The sequence below is a fragment of the Salinicoccus jeotgali genome (assembly GCF_055379195.1).
On record NZ_AP043830.1, the window covers coordinates 1,274,016 to 1,289,045 of the forward strand.

Sequence of the window (15,030 nt, forward strand, 5' to 3'; positions counted from 1 at the left end):
GGTGTGGCAAAATGCAGGAGAAAGAACTTGAGAATGCCCCGGTACGTTTCGGCGCTAACATGGGAATGCTTCTCGAGCTTCATGAAATGTATCAGGAAGACCCAAACAGTGTAAGCGAAGAAATGCGATTCCTGTTTGAAAATCTCAGCTCGGGTGGTGCTGTTGCCGATTCTTCGGGAACTGACCATAAGAAGGTGAAGAATCTACTTCACCTCATCGACAATATAAGGCTATTTGGACATTTGAAATCGGAAATCTACCCCGTGTATGACCCTGATATAAAAAATGTGCCAAGTTTGGATTTCAAAGATTACGACCTCACTGAAGAAGATCTGAAAAATATGCCTGCTACTGTTGTCAGCGAGTATCTGAGCGATGACAACGATAATGCATATGAGGCATTAATGCAGCTTCATGACCTTTACACTGGACCGATTGCATACGAATACATGCATGTCAATGACACTGAGGAACGCCAGTGGTTCAAAGAGATGATTGCAGATCAGCGTAATTTTGAAATGTCAGATGATGAAAAGAAGCACCTCTTCAAAATGCTGGCTAAAGTAGAAGGCTTTGAAAAGTACATTCATAAAAACTTCGTTGGTGCGAAAAGGTTTTCTATTGAAGGTCTTGACTCCATTGTCCCTATGCTTGATCACTTGCTTACGCTTATGGCGGGACAGGGGATACCAAACCTTCAGATCGGTATGGCTCACCGTGGGCGTCTGAATGTACTGACGCACATTCTTGAAAAACCATATGAAATGATGATCAGTGAATTCATGCATACCGATCCTATGAAATTCCTTCCTGAAGATGGTTCCCTGGAAATAACACAGGGCTGGATGCGCGATGTCAAATATCACCTTGGAGGCGCTAAAACGCGTTCTGATAAAGGTCTTGAGCAACGTATCACCCTCGCCAACAACCCAAGTCACCTTGAAGTCGCGGGCCCTGTAGTCCTCGGCAGAACAAGGGCACAACAAGAGACTGCGAACCTTGCTGGTCGTCCAGAACAGGATACCAACAAAGCAATTGCAGCCATCATACATGGAGATGCTGCCTTCCCGGGACAAGGAATTGTGTACGAATCACTTAACCTAGGTAAATTGAAGGGCTATTCAGTCGGTGGTTCCCTGCACATCATTGCAAATAATAGGATTGGCTTCACCACTGAAGAAACAGATGCAAGGTCAACTGTCTATGCTTCAGACCCTGCACTTGGTTTCGACCTGCCTGTGATACATGTCAATGCGGATAAGCCAGAACATGTCTTGCGTGCAATGGAAATCGCCCTGAGATATAGGCAGCAATTCGGTAAGGATATCGTCATAGATGTAATCGGCTACAGAAGATATGGCCATAATGAGATGGACGAACCTTCCGCTACAAACCCACTGCTCTACAAGGAAGTCAAGTCGCGTGAAACTCTTGAAGAACTTTATGGTGCCAGACTCGTTGATGAAGATATTCTTTCTGAAGACGAGAAGCAGGAAATTATCCAGAGTGTCTTTGATGAAATGAGAGCAGCGCATGATGCCATCGATAAGAATGATACAAATATAGATGGTGACCTTAAAGCTCCGGACTCGGTGATGGAAGGTCAAGATAGTAACTCCGAAGACAATATTTCAAGGGAGAGACTCCAAAAGATTAATGATGCGCTCTTGGATTATCCAGAGAATTTCACCGTATTCAAAAAACTTTCCAAAGTCTTAGACCGTCGAAAAAAACCTTTCGAGGATGATAAAGAGCTCGTGGACTGGGCACATGCTGAAGCACTTGCTTTCGCTACAATCAATCAGGATGGCACCCCTATCCGTCTGACAGGACAGGACTCCGAAAGGGGCACATTCGCCCAAAGACATGCGGTACTCCATGATCCAGAAAGTGGTGAAGAACTTGTACCTCTTCACAACGTAGAAGATCTGAGTGCTTCATTCGATATACACAACTCACCATTATCCGAAGCTGCTGTAGTCGGATTTGATTATGGCTATAACATTGAACATAAAGATGTTATGACGATATGGGAAGCGCAATATGGCGACTTTTCAAATATGGCTCAAGTTTTATTTGATAATTTCCTATCGTCCGGGAATGCCAAATGGGGAGAAACTTCCGGCATGACCCTCTTCTTGCCACATGGACAAGAAGGTCAAGGGGCGGAGCATTCTTCAGCACGGCTTGAGCGTTACCTTCAGCTTGCGGCAGAAAATAATATGACGGTTGCAAACCTATCCAGTGCATCCAATTATTTCCATCTATTGCGTAAGCAAGCTCAATACATGGATACCGAAAAAATGAGACCTCTGGTTCTAATGACTCCAAAAAGCCTGCTTCGCAACGCAATAGTGAGTGAACCGGTTAGTGCATTCACTGAAGGTCAATTCAGGGAAGTAATCATCCCTTCCTATAAAAAGACAAAAGTCAAAAAAGTATTGATTGCAAGCGGAAAAATGGCAGTAGACCTTCTTGCTGAACAAAAGGATAATCCTGACGATGAAATCATCGTTGTAAGGCTGGAGCAGATTTATCCATTCCCATCCGAACAGCTGAAAGATCTATTGGATGATCTAAAAAATCTCGAAGAAGTGCGATTTGTTCAGGAAGAACCGAAAAATATGGGTGCATACCATTATGCGTTGCCACTATTGCTCGAGATCCTGCCTGAAAAAGTGGAATTGAACTACGTCGGAAGGTTAAGGCGTGCATCTCCTGCTGAGGGCGATGGAGAATCCTATAAACTGATACAACAAAAAATAATCGAAACTGCTTTTAAATAATAGGAGGTTGAAAAATGGCTGAAGTAAAAGTACCGGAACTAGCTGAATCCATAACAGAAGGAACGATTGCGACTTGGTTAAAACAAAAAGGCGACTATGTTGAAAAAGGTGAAAATATCCTTGAGTTGGAAACTGATAAAGTCAACGTAGAAGTGATCAGTGAAGAAGCTGGTACCCTTACTGAACTGAAAGCTGAAGAAGGGGATACGGTTGAGGTCGGACAAGTCATTGCCATAGTTGACGAAAGCGGTAAAGCGGACTCTTCTGATGAACAAGCTTCAGAGAGTTCCTCTGATAATGAAAATGCCCAACCAAAACAAAAGAAAGAAGAAGCGCCTGCCAAAGAGGAGACAAAATCCGAAGAACCAGCGACATCAGAATCTTCCTCTGATGATGAACATGTAGTCGCTACTCCTTCTGCCCGCAAAATGGCACGTGAAAAAGGCATCTCAATCAGTGATATCAATGCTGCCGATCCACGTGGGTTGGTGAGGAGTCAAGATGTCGAGAACCATGGCAATAAACCTGCCGAAGAAAAAGCACCAAAACAATCACAGCAGCCTAAATCACAAGACTCCGGCAAACCTGAAAAGCCGGTAGTAAGGGAGAAGCTCTCACGCAGAAGGCAGACTATTGCCAAGCGTCTGCTGGAAGTTTCCCAGAACACTGCCATGTTGACGACATTCAATGAGGTTGACATGACAAATCTGATGGAACTCAGAAAACGTAAAAAAGAAGAGTTCCAGGAACGTCATGATGGTACCCGCCTTGGGTTCATGTCATTCTTCACCAAAGCTTCAGTAGCAGCACTAAGAAAATATCCAGCGGTAAATGCTGAAATTGATGGAGACGATCTCGTACTCAAACAGTTCTATGACATCGGTGTTGCAGTATCGACTGAAGAAGGTCTTGTAGTGCCTGTCGTACGGGACTGTGATCGTAAGACATTCGCTGAAATAGAGAGTGGCATCGCAGATATGGCGAAAAAAGCTCAAAATAAAAAGTTGGGTCTCGATGACATGACCGGCGGCTCGTTCACAATAACAAACGGTGGCGTCTTTGGATCACTGATGTCCACGCCTATCATCAATGGTACTCAGGCAGCCATTCTTGGAATGCATACCATCCAAAAGCGACCTGTTGCAATAGATGATGAAAATATGGAAAACCGCCCAATGATGTATATCGCACTAAGCTATGACCACCGTATAATTGATGGCAGAGAAGCAGTCGGTTTCCTGAAAACGATTAAAGATCTTGTAGAAAATCCTGAAGATCTACTTCTTGAAGGCTGATAATATATTTTGTGTCAGGCGTCCATGTGACGCCTGACTTTTTTATGTTAGAATCATATTAAATAAAATGACTGGAGAGATTGATATGTTACATGAAACATGGCACGAAAATGACCTAGGTACAGTAAAGGTAGTGCATACAGATGCCGAAAAGTATAAAGTTTCTGATATGTTGACTGTTGGTAAAACATATAAAATGGTGAACGAAACTGAAGAATATATATTCGTCATAGATAATTCCGGAAAAGTCGGCGGCTATTACAAGACATATTTCGAAAAAGTGGAATCATAATGGCTATTCGTTTTCTCCATAATGATGAAACCATATATGAAGATTCGAAAATAATAATGTCTCTGAATAAAAATCTCCTGCTCAAAGGGCCGACCGGGTCGGGAAAGACCAGACTTGCTGAAAATTTAGCTGAAGATATGAATAGTTCCATGTACAGCATCAATTGTTCAGTGGATGTAGATATAGAATCTTTGCTTGGTTTCAAGACAATCGAGTATATCGATGGCAAGCAGGAAGTCGTATTCGTGTCAGGGCCCGTCATACAGGCGATGAATGAAGGGGCAATTCTCTATATAGATGAGATAAATATGGCGAAACCGGAAGTTTTGCCTATATTGAATGCCGCTTTGGACTACCGCCGAACCATTACCAACCCTTTAACAGGTGAAACAACGACGGCAAAGGATGGATTTAATGTCATTGCCGCGATAAATGTCGGATATGTCGGAACAATGCCCATGAATGAAGCGCTACTCAACCGGTTCAACGTAATCGAACTCGGTTATGTCTCGAGAGAGGCACTGACTGAAGTTCTGAAAGCACAAAGCCTACAACAAGAGGAATCAGTCATTGACGCAATCACTCTTTTCCATACTGATCTCGTTACCATGACAGAACAGGGGCAGATTTCACAGGAAGCTTCCAGTGTCAGGAGTCTGATAGACCTCGCAGACTTATCTACTAAAATACCTATAAACCGTGCGTGTCGTCGCACAATCATTGATAAGCTCGATAGTAACCAGGAGAAGAAGGCGATTTTAAATGCAGCTGAGTTACGCTTTGGAAGGTGATGGATATCGCTTATTCATTTATTAAATTCAACGATGAAGTTATAGATTCAAAAATTATGATGGAGTTGACGGATCTGACGCGCCTTCTGCTCAAACAGGAAAAAACTACTGTGATGGTGCGTAAATTCAGTTACTTCAATCCAGTTGACAATATCTTCAATCTCAGTTTCTTTTGGAAACATAGACAGGATATATCCGAATTGGAAGGATTCAGATACGATATCCTGACACGCTATCCGTCCATTTTTATATTTGATTATACTCTATACAGTGAAATGAAAGAGGTATCCAGATTTACCCAACAAATCTTTCTTTCGCTGGAATACAACCGTACTAGAAGATATGCATTACAAGAACGTCCGTTAATAGTAGACATGATTGGTCCAGGTGACAATATTATGATGAAGGAATATGAAAAACCTTCCAAAAGTGATGCTGAGAAGTTTTTAAAAGGGTTTAATACAGCCATTTTAAAATCCGAAGGTTCATTTTATTTCATGGATGAATATTTTAATATCATCACCCATTCTACTGCTGAAAGTATAAAGCTGGCAAAAGAAATGACAGATTATTTGTCCAGGTACATCTCAGTGTCTTCAAAGTTTCAGATTCACGATATGCCGTTCAGTGAAATCGAGTCGGCCATCCGCCAAGATGATTTACGGAAGGATGCACAGAAACTAAAAAGCCAATCCAATGAAGACCAGCAGGATGAGATGAGGCAGATAGATACTAAAACGGATAGGGATGCGAGACAGGCTAATATGATTGGTGAGGCGGGAGACAACGCGTCCCAGAAAAACGACCATGGAAAGCAAAATGATTATAATGATGATGTTGATGATTACCACGAAGGTTTCGGCACAAATACTGGTGATAATCATTTCATGGACTCCTATTCTGCCAACCACGATGCTGTCCTGAATATTGTGCAACCTAAAATAAATCTCACGGATTACACGGATTACAGATCATTATATGATACCTATCACTCTGCAGCTCGGAAAATCATTCTAGAAATCATGCAGATTCTCGATTACAAGATAAATTCTATACAAGACAATCGATCTTCAGGCAGGCTCATGAAAAATCCAGTAGGACCAATGATTACAGGTAGCCATAAAGTTTTTACAAAGAAAAATACAGAATCGAGAGAAATAGATGCTGCATTTACTCTTATCATCGATCAATCTTTCTCTATGATGGAGAATCTCGAAGGATGCCGTAATGGGGCAATCATCATCAACAATGTCCTAAAGACGCTTGAAATCCACATTTGAAGTCATGAAAAATCACTATCCCAACACCATCTATGAGCATATGGATTTCGAGCGGTCCAAATATTACTATCCTGTTTCTTTATTAAATATTGAAGCTTCGGGAGATAATAGGGATGGTATGATCTTAAGGCATGAGATGGAGCTTTTGAATAGGCGTAATGAAAAGAATAAATTCATCATTATGTTTTCAGATGGACTGCCAAGCGCAGAGGAATATAATCAGAGTGGCATAATTGACACTCATGAAGCCGTGCAGGAAGCAGCTAAAAATGGTATAGGAGTAATCAATATCTTCATAAACCAAGATAATGAAGAAAATACACTAGAAGCCATAAAAAATATATATGATACTAATGCTGTCATTGTTGACGATGCTGAAAATATCGTATATGTTCTGCCGCAACTTATGCAAAGACTACTGACGCAGATTTTATTGTAACTCTCTGCGTCTTATATCTGATAATTTAGAATTTTCATAGACTAAAACAGTTTTATACTGTAAACTAAAGTCTATCATTTATATCAAATTCAATTAGGAGGTCAATAAATGAAGTTTAAAAACAGTCTTATAGTTGGATTTATGTTGTTTGCCATGTTCTTTGGAGCAGGCAACCTTATTTTCCCTCCGGGTCTGGGTTTTCAAAGTGGAGATCTATTCTGGCTGGCGATTATCGGGTTCGTCATCACTGGAGTAGGGCTACCTCTGGTTGGGGTGATTGCAGGCTCAATCTCAAGAGGAGGGTATAGGGAATCACTGAAAGTGGTCCACCCCGTCTTCGCTGTTCTTTTTATGGTTGTTATATATTTAGCTATTGGGCCTTTCTTTGCCATTCCAAGAACTGCAACAACTGCATATGAAATGGCTGCTGTTCCATTTATCAATGGAGCAGGTGGAGTTAGTCTTCTTATCTTTTCAATTGTCTTTTTCATTATAGTATTCGCCCTCAGCTATAATCCAACAAGCATGGTCGATAATATCGGACGGTTTTTGACGCCTGTATTACTACTTACCATCGTCGCTCTTATCATTAAAGCAATAATGATGTATACAGGTAATGATCCAAATCCTTCTACCGAAGAATTTGATGCCAGTGCACCATTCTCTGTCGGTTTCACGGAAGGCTATCTGACTATGGATGCCATAGCAGCTATAGCATTCTCAGTTATCGTTTTGAACGCCATCAGAGGACTCGGCATCAACAGCCGGAAAGAATTGTTGATCGAAACTATAAAATCCGCTTCAATCGCAGCTCTGTTGCTTGGAATAATTTATATATCACTCGGTTGGATAGGCAATAGGGTAAATATAGGAGACGAAGTTATAGGTGACCAGAACTTGGGCACATTCATCCTTACATTCACCGCTAGCGACACCTATGGTGGTTTTGGGGCTGTATTATTAGGGGTTATTGTACTAGTTGCCTGTTTGACAACTGCCACAGGGCTCATCGTTGCAGTCAGTGAATATTTCAACAGTATTTTGCCTAAAATTTCATACGAAACTTTCGTCATCGGTTTCACATTGTTATCACTTATACTTGCCAACCAAGGATTGAATCAGGTAATACAGACAAGTGTACCTGTCCTTTACATCATCTATCCAGTCGCCATGGCGTCTGTTGCGTTGTTGTTCATAACATACTTTGTCCCTTCACCGAGACTCAGCTTCCAACTGCCTGTTTACCTTATAATCATAACCAGTGTTTTGGCTGTCATTCAACGTAATGGTTGGATGGATATCGGATGGATTGAAAACATGCCGTTATTCTCAAGTTCATTCGAATGGATTCCAGTAATGATAATCGGCTATATCGTTGGTTATCTGATAGGTCTCAAGAAAGAACGTATATCTTATTCTTAATAAAATAAAGAATCGGGGCTGGGACATAAGTCCCGATCCAAGCAGAATCCCCCGGGTTAAAATGAAAATTTTAACCCGGGGGATTCCTATGTATATAAATGAAAGACAAAACAAAAGGCACCCTTTATAATGTAAGTAACCACACAAACAGAAAAAGAGGTGCCTTATGTATAAAGATTATACCATGAACCAGCTGACACTGCCACTCGATTTGGCAGTCATCATACCCGAAGATGACATCGCCCTTGCCGTCAATGCATTGGTGGAAAGCATCCCAGAGACTGAATTTGCGCCCTTTGACCATGCCTTCGGTGCGACGTCGTACCATCCAAGAATGATGATGAAGATCATCCTCTGCAGCTACACACAATCGGTGACGTCCGGGCGCAAAATTGAAGCGCTGTTGACAGACAGCGTCCGGATGATGTGGCTGGCTCAAAACCAGACGCCCTCCTACCGGACCATCAACCGGTTCCGGGTGCATCCCCACATGGATGCGCTGATCCAGGAAGCGTTCATCCAGTTCAGGATGCAGCTGGAAGCCCAGGCGCTGATTGATACGGATGCGATTTTCATCGATGGTACGAAGCTCGAGGCCAATGCCAACAAATATACATTCGTCTTCCGGAGAAGTGTCGAGAAACACCAGGAGAAACTCCGCGCCCAATCGAAGCTGATGTATGAAACGCTGTATGAAGAGCAGATCGTGACGGCCCTCCTTGAAGAATCGGAAGCCATCGTGACGGCCGATCACCTGCACACGATGCACCAGGCGCTAGAGACGGTGGAAACGGATTTGACGGAGACCATCGAGGCGACGGAAACCGTGGAAAAAAGAAAAGCCCGCCGGTCTGAACGGTCCGTCATCCGAAAGACTAAAAAGAAATGTGCAGACCTGCGGGACCGGGAATTGAAATATACCCAACAATTGGAGATCCTCGGTGCCCGCAACAGCTACTCGAAGACCGACCCCGATGCGACATTCATGCGCATGAAGGAGGACCATATGCAGAATGGTCAGCTGAAAGCCGGCTACAACCTGCAGATTGCGACCAACAATCAATTCGTTTTAGGCTTTGACCTCTATCCCAACCCGACAGATACCCGGACCCTGCCGCCATTTCTCCATACGATGCTGGAACATTTCCAGCATCTGCCTGAAAAGATTGTGGCCGATGCCGGCTATGGCAGTGAATCCAATTATGAGATAATCATGGACGACTACGGCCGCACCGCGCTCATCCCCTATAATACATACCATAAGGAACAGAAGCAGAGGCACCAACCCGATGAAATGCATCCGGACAACTGGGTGTATGATGATGAGAATGATATGTACATCTGCCCGGACGGACGGCCCCTCCAGTTTGAACGCTATGCCGATCGGACCGACAAATATGGCTACACCCGGGCGTTTAAAATGTATGCATCAGCAGACTGTACCGGATGTCCCCTCCATGACATATGCATCAAAAGCGACAAGCAGACCACCAAGCGCATCCAAAAGAATATGAACCTGGACTACTTCAGAGCCCAGGTGAAAAAGCAGCTTTCAGTTGAAGGGCACCGCAACATCTATCAGCAGCGCAAGGTGGATGTTGAGACGGTTTTCGGCAATTTGAAGGCCAATTTGGCGTTCAGGCGATTTTCACTCCGCGGGAGACGCAAAGTGAAAATCGAAATCGGCCTCGCATTATTGGCCGGGAACCTCGGGAAGTTCAACCGAATGATGCGCACTGCTTTGGAAGCAGACACAAAAAATGGCGATCCATCCGCTTTATCGGGATGGATCGCCATTTTTCTTAGTGTTCAGGGGCCTTTATGTCCCAGCCCCGATTCTTTTTAATAACGATGTTCATCTTTAAGTTCAAGTAGCCTTGATTTAAGCTCGTCTTCCATATTGACGAGTTCTTTTTCTGCAGCTTGCCTCTTTTGGGATCCTTCTTGCTGTATCCTTAGTGTTTCTTCTATAGTGCTGACAAGATTGTCCTGCGTGGTTTTCAGCGTTTCAATATCTACTATACCACGTTCATTTTCTCTCGCTGTTGTAATCGAGTTCTGCTTAAGCATCTCAGAGTTCTTTGTGAGCAAGTCATTAGTCGTGTTCGAAACAGCTTGTTGAGCCTGTGAAGCTGATTGTTGACGGAGTAGGGTCAACGCAATCGCCATTTGGTTTTTCCATAGTGGTATGCTCGTTAATATTGAACTTTGTATCTTTTCCGCAAGCGTCTGGTTGATGTTCTGTATCATCCTGATCTGCGGGGCTGATTGCAATGTGATTTGACGCGACAGCTTCAGATCATAGATCCTTTTTTCAAGTCGATTGATGTACTGCATCATGTCATTCACTTCCTGAACGTCCATCTGGTTGTCAGAGTTATGTGCCTTGTTCTTTAATTCTGGCAAGGTTTTTTCATTCAGTTCTTCCTTCTTTAATTCTGCAGCTGCAATGTAGATGTTGATTGCGTCAAAATAATCCTTATTCTGATTGTATAACTGGTCTAGTGATTTTATATCCTTTATCAGCACTTCCTTGGCGTGTTCAAGTTGGATGCTGATTCTGTCTACTTGTGAAGCGACGCTCTGGTGTTTCGATATCAGCTCATTTACAGATTTTTTCACTCGTTTGAATATCCATTTGATTATCCAGCTTCAAGGTAGTCGTCTTTCTTTTTCTGTTCAATTTAATGATGTCCTTTTCCACCTCGAGATTTTGATAGCCTGTGGCATTCATCGCTGATAGATTAGACTGGATGGTACGCTTTAGTTCAAAGAGGGAAATCCGGGTTTCATGAAGCTTGATTTTTTCATCTTTTGTCTTTCCAGGCATCTTATATAGAAACAAATATTGTTCTATAGTGTTGACGGCAGAATCCAGGTTTGAATGGAAGAATTGCTGGATGCTGAAGAAAAGTTTGGGATCATTTTCTACAGCTTGATAGATAGTACGCGAAAGCCTGTTTATATCGTATATCAATTTTGCATCTTTTAATGTTCTGACATTCTTGTAGCTTTGCCTCAAACGCTTCATCTTTTCCCTGGCTTCAGACAATTGCTTTTTAACATGCTGATACTCACTTTTAGTAATACCCATCTTTTCCAGTTGTGACCGCATACTTTTCGTCTGCACTGGTAGGTAAGATGAAAAGAACGCCCCAGCCGCAATCATCATATCGAATATAAGATGAATATCAAAGGCGATCATCGAAAGCATGCCGGCAATCAACGCAACCGGTATGGATACAATCGACGCAACCAAGTGGGAGATATTTTTATTCATAAAAGCAATACACCTTCAGTCGATAACTATTTTGTCGAGAAATTACTGTAGCTGGAGTCATATGGCATTTTCTTGATTGAATGATCATCAACTTGTGAAGCAGGGGAGGCGCCTTTGATGATTTCTTCAGTAAACTCATCAAGATCATCTTTTTTACCGGATGCATAGATTTCCACATAATCTCTTACATTTGCTGCGTAACCGGTTATGCCAAATCGATCGGCGATTCTTTTTGTAGAATACCTGAACCCGACTCCTTGGACTTTTCCAATAACAATAATCATTCTTGTCTCCATTTCATAACACCTCTTATTAATATATTATAAGTTTTTTGGCTTGATAATGCGAATTATACGCGTATATAATACATTTATTAAAGTTACCGAATTGGGGTTTTTAAAATGTACGAAATTGTCATACTAAAGGCTGATTACGAAGGTTGGTGGCTTTTTGAAGGCTGGCAGGAAGAAATAGTTGACCGGTATACGTATGATACAGAGGAAGAAATGGTAAATGGATATACAGATATTATTCTAGGTATGAAGAAGCGCTTCAACTTATATAAGATTGGTAAGTATGATATGCATGCCTTTTTCAATGGTTGTGAATTGGAATACTGTGAAGATTGCGATGAAGACCTTCAAATTTTCTATACTCCAATCATGACCAAGGATAATGAAGTGGTCAAATAGGATACTCAGAATATTCTTATGATACAAAAAATATATTAGCATATTGGTTTGCAAAATAAGTCAAAATAGAGTATAATCAATATATCAATAGTCATAGGATATTTACTATTGAATATCGTTTTTGGAGGATTTATTAATGAAACAAGGTACAGTAAAATGGTTCAATGCAGAAAAAGGTTTTGGCTTCATCGAAATTGAAGGCGAGAATGACGTATTCGTACACTTCTCTGCAATCAATCAAGAAGGCTACAAATCACTTGAAGAAGGTCAATCAGTAGAATTCGAAGTAGTTGAAGGCGACCGCGGCCCACAAGCTGCTAACGTTGTTAAACTATAATATAAATCAATTTATTTTAAATGGATTTGTATCATCTAAACCCCAAGGCTTTTGCCTTGGGGTTTTTAAATATTAATATATTCAAGTAACATCGTTCTCTATCAACTGGGCAAGTGTCTGCCTTTTTATGATTTTACGTATTCCCTCATCCGAAATGAACACTACTGCCGGTTTTCTCATCTGATTGTAATTGGAAGCCATTGAGTAATGATAGGCCCCTGTAGATTTGACTACAAGCAGATCTCCACGCGTGATATTTTCAGGCAGGGCATTGTCTCTACTGATCACGTCTCCTGATTCACAAAGTTTCCCGACGACATGTGATCTTATTTCTTTTCCTCCCCTTTTTTTGACTGGAAGTACTGTATACTCAGCGCCATATAGTGCTGTACGTAGATGGTCACTCATTCCGCCATCTATGGAAACATACTTGGAAACACCTGGTATTTCTTTGACCACACCTGTCTCGTATAGAGTGAATCCTGCTTCTGCAACAATTGAACGCCCAGGTTCTATCATAATGTGGGGCAGGGGCATACTATATTGTCTGCATAGGTTTTTCAATTTGGTGAGAATGTCTTCAAATGCTTCCTCAATCGGAAATCTGGCATCTTTTTCTGTGTACTTGATGCCATACCCGCCTCCCATATTGTGCACCTCAATTTGAATGTCATTTTCCTTCAACCATTCCAACACTATTTCCATGGCATCGATAAATGGCTGCCTTTCGGTCAATTGGGACCCAAGATGATAATGTATACCTTTAAATTCAAGATGGCGGCTATGATTGATCTCCTTTATAGCCTCTAAAGCAGAGCCATTGGAAATCGATAAGCCGAACTTGCTGTCTGTCTGGCCAGTCTGTATATATGAATGGGTGTCAACATCAACCTCCGGATTTACCCTCAACAATACTTGAACTGGCTGCTGGGCAATATCATCTATAAGTGCCACTTCGTCAAGGGCGTCCACCACAAATAATCCAATCCCTACTGAAAGTGCGTACTCAATCTCTTCTCGAGTCTTGTTGTTGCCATGAAAATGTATATCCCGAGCTGGCATTCCACCAGCAAGGGCTGTGTAAAGTTCACCTGCTGATACGACATCCATCTTCATGTTCTCTTCCCGCAGTAGGCGCACCATCTGGACAGAAGTAAATGCTTTTGAAGCATACGAAATTGAATATCCCATTGCACTTTTCTGGAGGGCGCGGTGATATCTGCGGCAATTTTCCCTTATCTCATCTTCATCATAAATAAATAGGGGGGTACCATATTTATCAGCAACCTCCGATAGAGGATGCCCTTTGATCTGAAGTTCATTATCTACATACTCTAATATCATTTAAAATCACCTTTTTTAGAGATTTATAGTTCAGCGCACCGAGCTGTTCTGAATTGGCACCAACGCCTAAGTCGGTATACTCATCTATCCTTATATCGTTGCTGTATAGAGTCACCTCATCACCGACTTCAACAGTATCATCGACTTCAACTATCATATGGCTCATCATCAATGCTTTTATCGGGAATCTTCTAGTGCCTATCATACAATCGAAGTCAGCGCGTTTCCTCAGAATTCCGTCACCATAGCCGATATCTACTATTGCGATATGTACATCATCGTCTGCCTCATAAACACCCCCATAACCGCACTTCTGTCCTTTTGTAAGCCTCCTTATCTGAATGATTGGGGCTTTCAACGAAAGACTCTGTATATAGTCATCTGCAGGCAAAAGGGAGTAGGGGCGGGACCCATAGAGCGCAATGCCTAACCTGAGATGGGTGTGGTTTGTAAGGAGGCCATCACGTGCATAGCTGGCACTGTTTTGTGCATGGATATATTTGAAGTGATGACCGGTTGAACTGACTTCTGCAAGCACATCCATCCATAATGAACGCTCCAGTTCATAATCATCCATTTCCATTTCGTCTGCATAGCCGAAATGCGTCCATATACCTTGAATGTCGATTACTGGTTCCTGATCACTGAAGTATACATCCCGGATCACTTCTTTTATGTCGTCCGCATTTTCAAATCCTGAACGGTTGAATAGTCCGGCATATTCCAGGTGGACTTTTATCTCTGATAACCTATCTTTATTTTCATAGTAATATTGCAGAGAGGGTAGGGTGATGTGAATGTCTTTCTCCTTGGCTTTCTCGATTTCCAGCACGGGATTCATCAGAAAGACCATTGCTTCTTCAGACATTTCCCTGATGGTGAGCGCTTCATCCATCGATGTCGTCGCGAATGCTTTTATTCCTGCTTCAAGGAAAGATGTAACTGCAAATTGAAGGCCATGGTTATAAGCATTATTCTTAACGACCGCTATCACATCATTGCCATTCGTCGCTTGCCTGGCTGTTTGTATGAACTGTTTTTGATCTATCGTAACAACACCACCCATAGGGTC

At 42.1% G+C, this 15,030-nt stretch carries 13 protein-coding genes and 2 pseudogenes; 10 read left to right on the forward strand and 5 right to left on the reverse strand.

Going from position 1 to position 15,030, the window contains the following annotated elements; genetic code table 11:
* Window positions 1-11: 11 nt before the first annotated feature.
* From ACZ43I_RS06445 to ACZ43I_RS06480, 8 genes and pseudogenes are all read left to right on the forward strand, one after another.
* The gene (locus ACZ43I_RS06445) at window positions 12-2,786 is read left to right on the forward strand and encodes a 2-oxoglutarate dehydrogenase E1 component (RefSeq protein ID WP_344703053.1); all 2,775 of its coding nucleotides are present in this window, start codon (window positions 12-14) and stop codon (window positions 2,784-2,786) included.
* A 14-nt stretch (window positions 2,787-2,800) separates the two neighbouring features.
* Entirely contained in the window at window positions 2,801-4,081 is a 1,281-nt protein-coding gene (odhB, locus tag ACZ43I_RS06450; RefSeq protein WP_344703055.1) for a 2-oxoglutarate dehydrogenase complex dihydrolipoyllysine-residue succinyltransferase, read from the forward strand.
* Between the two features lie 85 nt (window positions 4,082-4,166).
* Window positions 4,167-4,373 (forward strand): DUF6501 family protein, encoded by a 207-nt coding sequence (locus ACZ43I_RS06455; RefSeq protein WP_344703057.1) that lies wholly within the window; start codon window positions 4,167-4,169, stop codon window positions 4,371-4,373.
* Window positions 4,373-5,164, forward strand: coding sequence for an ATP-binding protein (locus ACZ43I_RS06460; RefSeq protein ID WP_344703059.1), 792 nt, complete (start codon window positions 4,373-4,375; stop codon window positions 5,162-5,164). The genes ACZ43I_RS06455 and ACZ43I_RS06460 overlap by 1 nt, the downstream gene beginning before the upstream one ends.
* Window positions 5,164-6,444, forward strand: a complete 1,281-nt coding sequence (locus ACZ43I_RS06465) for a hypothetical protein (RefSeq protein ID WP_464761317.1) — start codon at window positions 5,164-5,166, stop codon at window positions 6,442-6,444. Before ACZ43I_RS06460 ends, ACZ43I_RS06465 begins: the two co-directional genes overlap by 1 nt.
* 40 nt (window positions 6,445-6,484) lie before the next feature.
* Complete coding sequence (locus ACZ43I_RS06470) at window positions 6,485-6,883, forward strand: VWA domain-containing protein (RefSeq protein ID WP_464761319.1); 399 nt, start codon at window positions 6,485-6,487, stop codon at window positions 6,881-6,883.
* Window positions 6,884-6,991: 108 nt separating this feature from the next.
* Entirely contained in the window at window positions 6,992-8,305 is a 1,314-nt protein-coding gene (gene brnQ, locus ACZ43I_RS06475) for a branched-chain amino acid transport system II carrier protein (protein WP_344703063.1), read from the forward strand.
* 166 nt (window positions 8,306-8,471) lie between these two features.
* Window positions 8,472-10,170: pseudogene (locus ACZ43I_RS06480) on the forward strand (IS1182 family transposase).
* Here ACZ43I_RS06480 and ACZ43I_RS06485 read toward each other — a convergent pair.
* The 3 genes and pseudogenes from ACZ43I_RS06485 to ACZ43I_RS06495 all read right to left on the reverse strand — a co-directional run.
* Window positions 10,148-10,948, reverse strand: a pseudogene (locus ACZ43I_RS06485) (toxic anion resistance protein); the annotation flags it as partial. The pseudogenes ACZ43I_RS06480 and ACZ43I_RS06485 overlap by 23 nt on opposite strands.
* Complete coding sequence (locus tag ACZ43I_RS06490; protein WP_464761321.1) at window positions 10,908-11,585, reverse strand: 5-bromo-4-chloroindolyl phosphate hydrolysis family protein; 678 nt, start codon at window positions 11,583-11,585, stop codon at window positions 10,908-10,910. The gene ACZ43I_RS06490 and the pseudogene ACZ43I_RS06485, both read right to left, overlap by 41 nt.
* 26 nt (window positions 11,586-11,611) lie before the next feature.
* A complete protein-coding gene (locus ACZ43I_RS06495; RefSeq protein ID WP_425568379.1) occupies window positions 11,612-11,869 on the reverse strand; it encodes an acylphosphatase in 258 nt (85 codons plus the stop codon).
* Between the two features lie 117 nt (window positions 11,870-11,986).
* On the opposite strand from ACZ43I_RS06495, the gene ACZ43I_RS06500 reads away from it, so the two are divergent.
* A complete protein-coding gene (locus ACZ43I_RS06500; RefSeq protein ID WP_344703069.1) occupies window positions 11,987-12,277 on the forward strand; it encodes a DUF1033 family protein in 291 nt (96 codons plus the stop codon).
* Window positions 12,278-12,413: 136 nt separating this feature from the next.
* A complete protein-coding gene (gene cspA, locus ACZ43I_RS06505; protein ID WP_017548994.1) occupies window positions 12,414-12,614 on the forward strand; it encodes a cold shock protein CspA in 201 nt (66 codons plus the stop codon).
* A gap of 81 nt (window positions 12,615-12,695) precedes the next feature.
* Here cspA and lysA read toward each other — a convergent pair whose 3' ends face one another.
* Both lysA and ACZ43I_RS06515 read right to left on the reverse strand, forming a co-directional pair.
* A complete protein-coding gene (lysA, locus tag ACZ43I_RS06510; protein WP_344703071.1) occupies window positions 12,696-13,958 on the reverse strand; it encodes a diaminopimelate decarboxylase in 1,263 nt (420 codons plus the stop codon).
* The gene (locus ACZ43I_RS06515; RefSeq protein ID WP_344703074.1) at window positions 13,936-15,024 is read right to left on the reverse strand and encodes an alanine racemase; all 1,089 of its coding nucleotides are present in this window, start codon (window positions 15,022-15,024) and stop codon (window positions 13,936-13,938) included. Before ACZ43I_RS06515 ends, lysA begins: the two co-directional genes overlap by 23 nt.
* Between the last annotated feature and the right edge of the window lie 6 nt (window positions 15,025-15,030).

Excerpts from the sequence above, each read along its gene's own strand:
- ACZ43I_RS06495 (WP_425568379.1), bottom strand. The coding sequence starts at position 11,869 with ATGATTATTGTTATTGGAAAAGTCCAAGGAGTCGGGTTCAGGTATTCT.
- ACZ43I_RS06515 (WP_344703074.1), bottom strand. The coding sequence starts at position 15,024 with ATGGGTGGTGTTGTTACGATAGATCAAAAACAGTTCATACAAACAGCC.
- ACZ43I_RS06490 (WP_464761321.1), bottom strand. The coding sequence starts at position 11,585 with ATGAATAAAAATATCTCCCACTTGGTTGCGTCGATTGTATCCATACCG.
- brnQ (WP_344703063.1), top strand. The coding sequence starts at position 6,992 with ATGAAGTTTAAAAACAGTCTTATAGTTGGATTTATGTTGTTTGCCATG.
- ACZ43I_RS06460 (WP_344703059.1), top strand. The coding sequence starts at position 4,373 with ATGGCTATTCGTTTTCTCCATAATGATGAAACCATATATGAAGATTCG.
- cspA (WP_017548994.1), top strand. The coding sequence starts at position 12,414 with ATGAAACAAGGTACAGTAAAATGGTTCAATGCAGAAAAAGGTTTTGGC.
- ACZ43I_RS06465 (WP_464761317.1), top strand. The coding sequence starts at position 5,164 with ATGGATATCGCTTATTCATTTATTAAATTCAACGATGAAGTTATAGAT.
- ACZ43I_RS06500 (WP_344703069.1), top strand. The coding sequence starts at position 11,987 with ATGTACGAAATTGTCATACTAAAGGCTGATTACGAAGGTTGGTGGCTT.
- ACZ43I_RS06455 (WP_344703057.1), top strand. The coding sequence starts at position 4,167 with ATGTTACATGAAACATGGCACGAAAATGACCTAGGTACAGTAAAGGTA.
- odhB (WP_344703055.1), top strand. The coding sequence starts at position 2,801 with ATGGCTGAAGTAAAAGTACCGGAACTAGCTGAATCCATAACAGAAGGA.
- lysA (WP_344703071.1), bottom strand. The coding sequence starts at position 13,958 with ATGATATTAGAGTATGTAGATAATGAACTTCAGATCAAAGGGCATCCT.
- ACZ43I_RS06470 (WP_464761319.1), top strand. The coding sequence starts at position 6,485 with ATGGATTTCGAGCGGTCCAAATATTACTATCCTGTTTCTTTATTAAAT.
- ACZ43I_RS06445 (WP_344703053.1), top strand. The coding sequence starts at position 12 with ATGCAGGAGAAAGAACTTGAGAATGCCCCGGTACGTTTCGGCGCTAAC.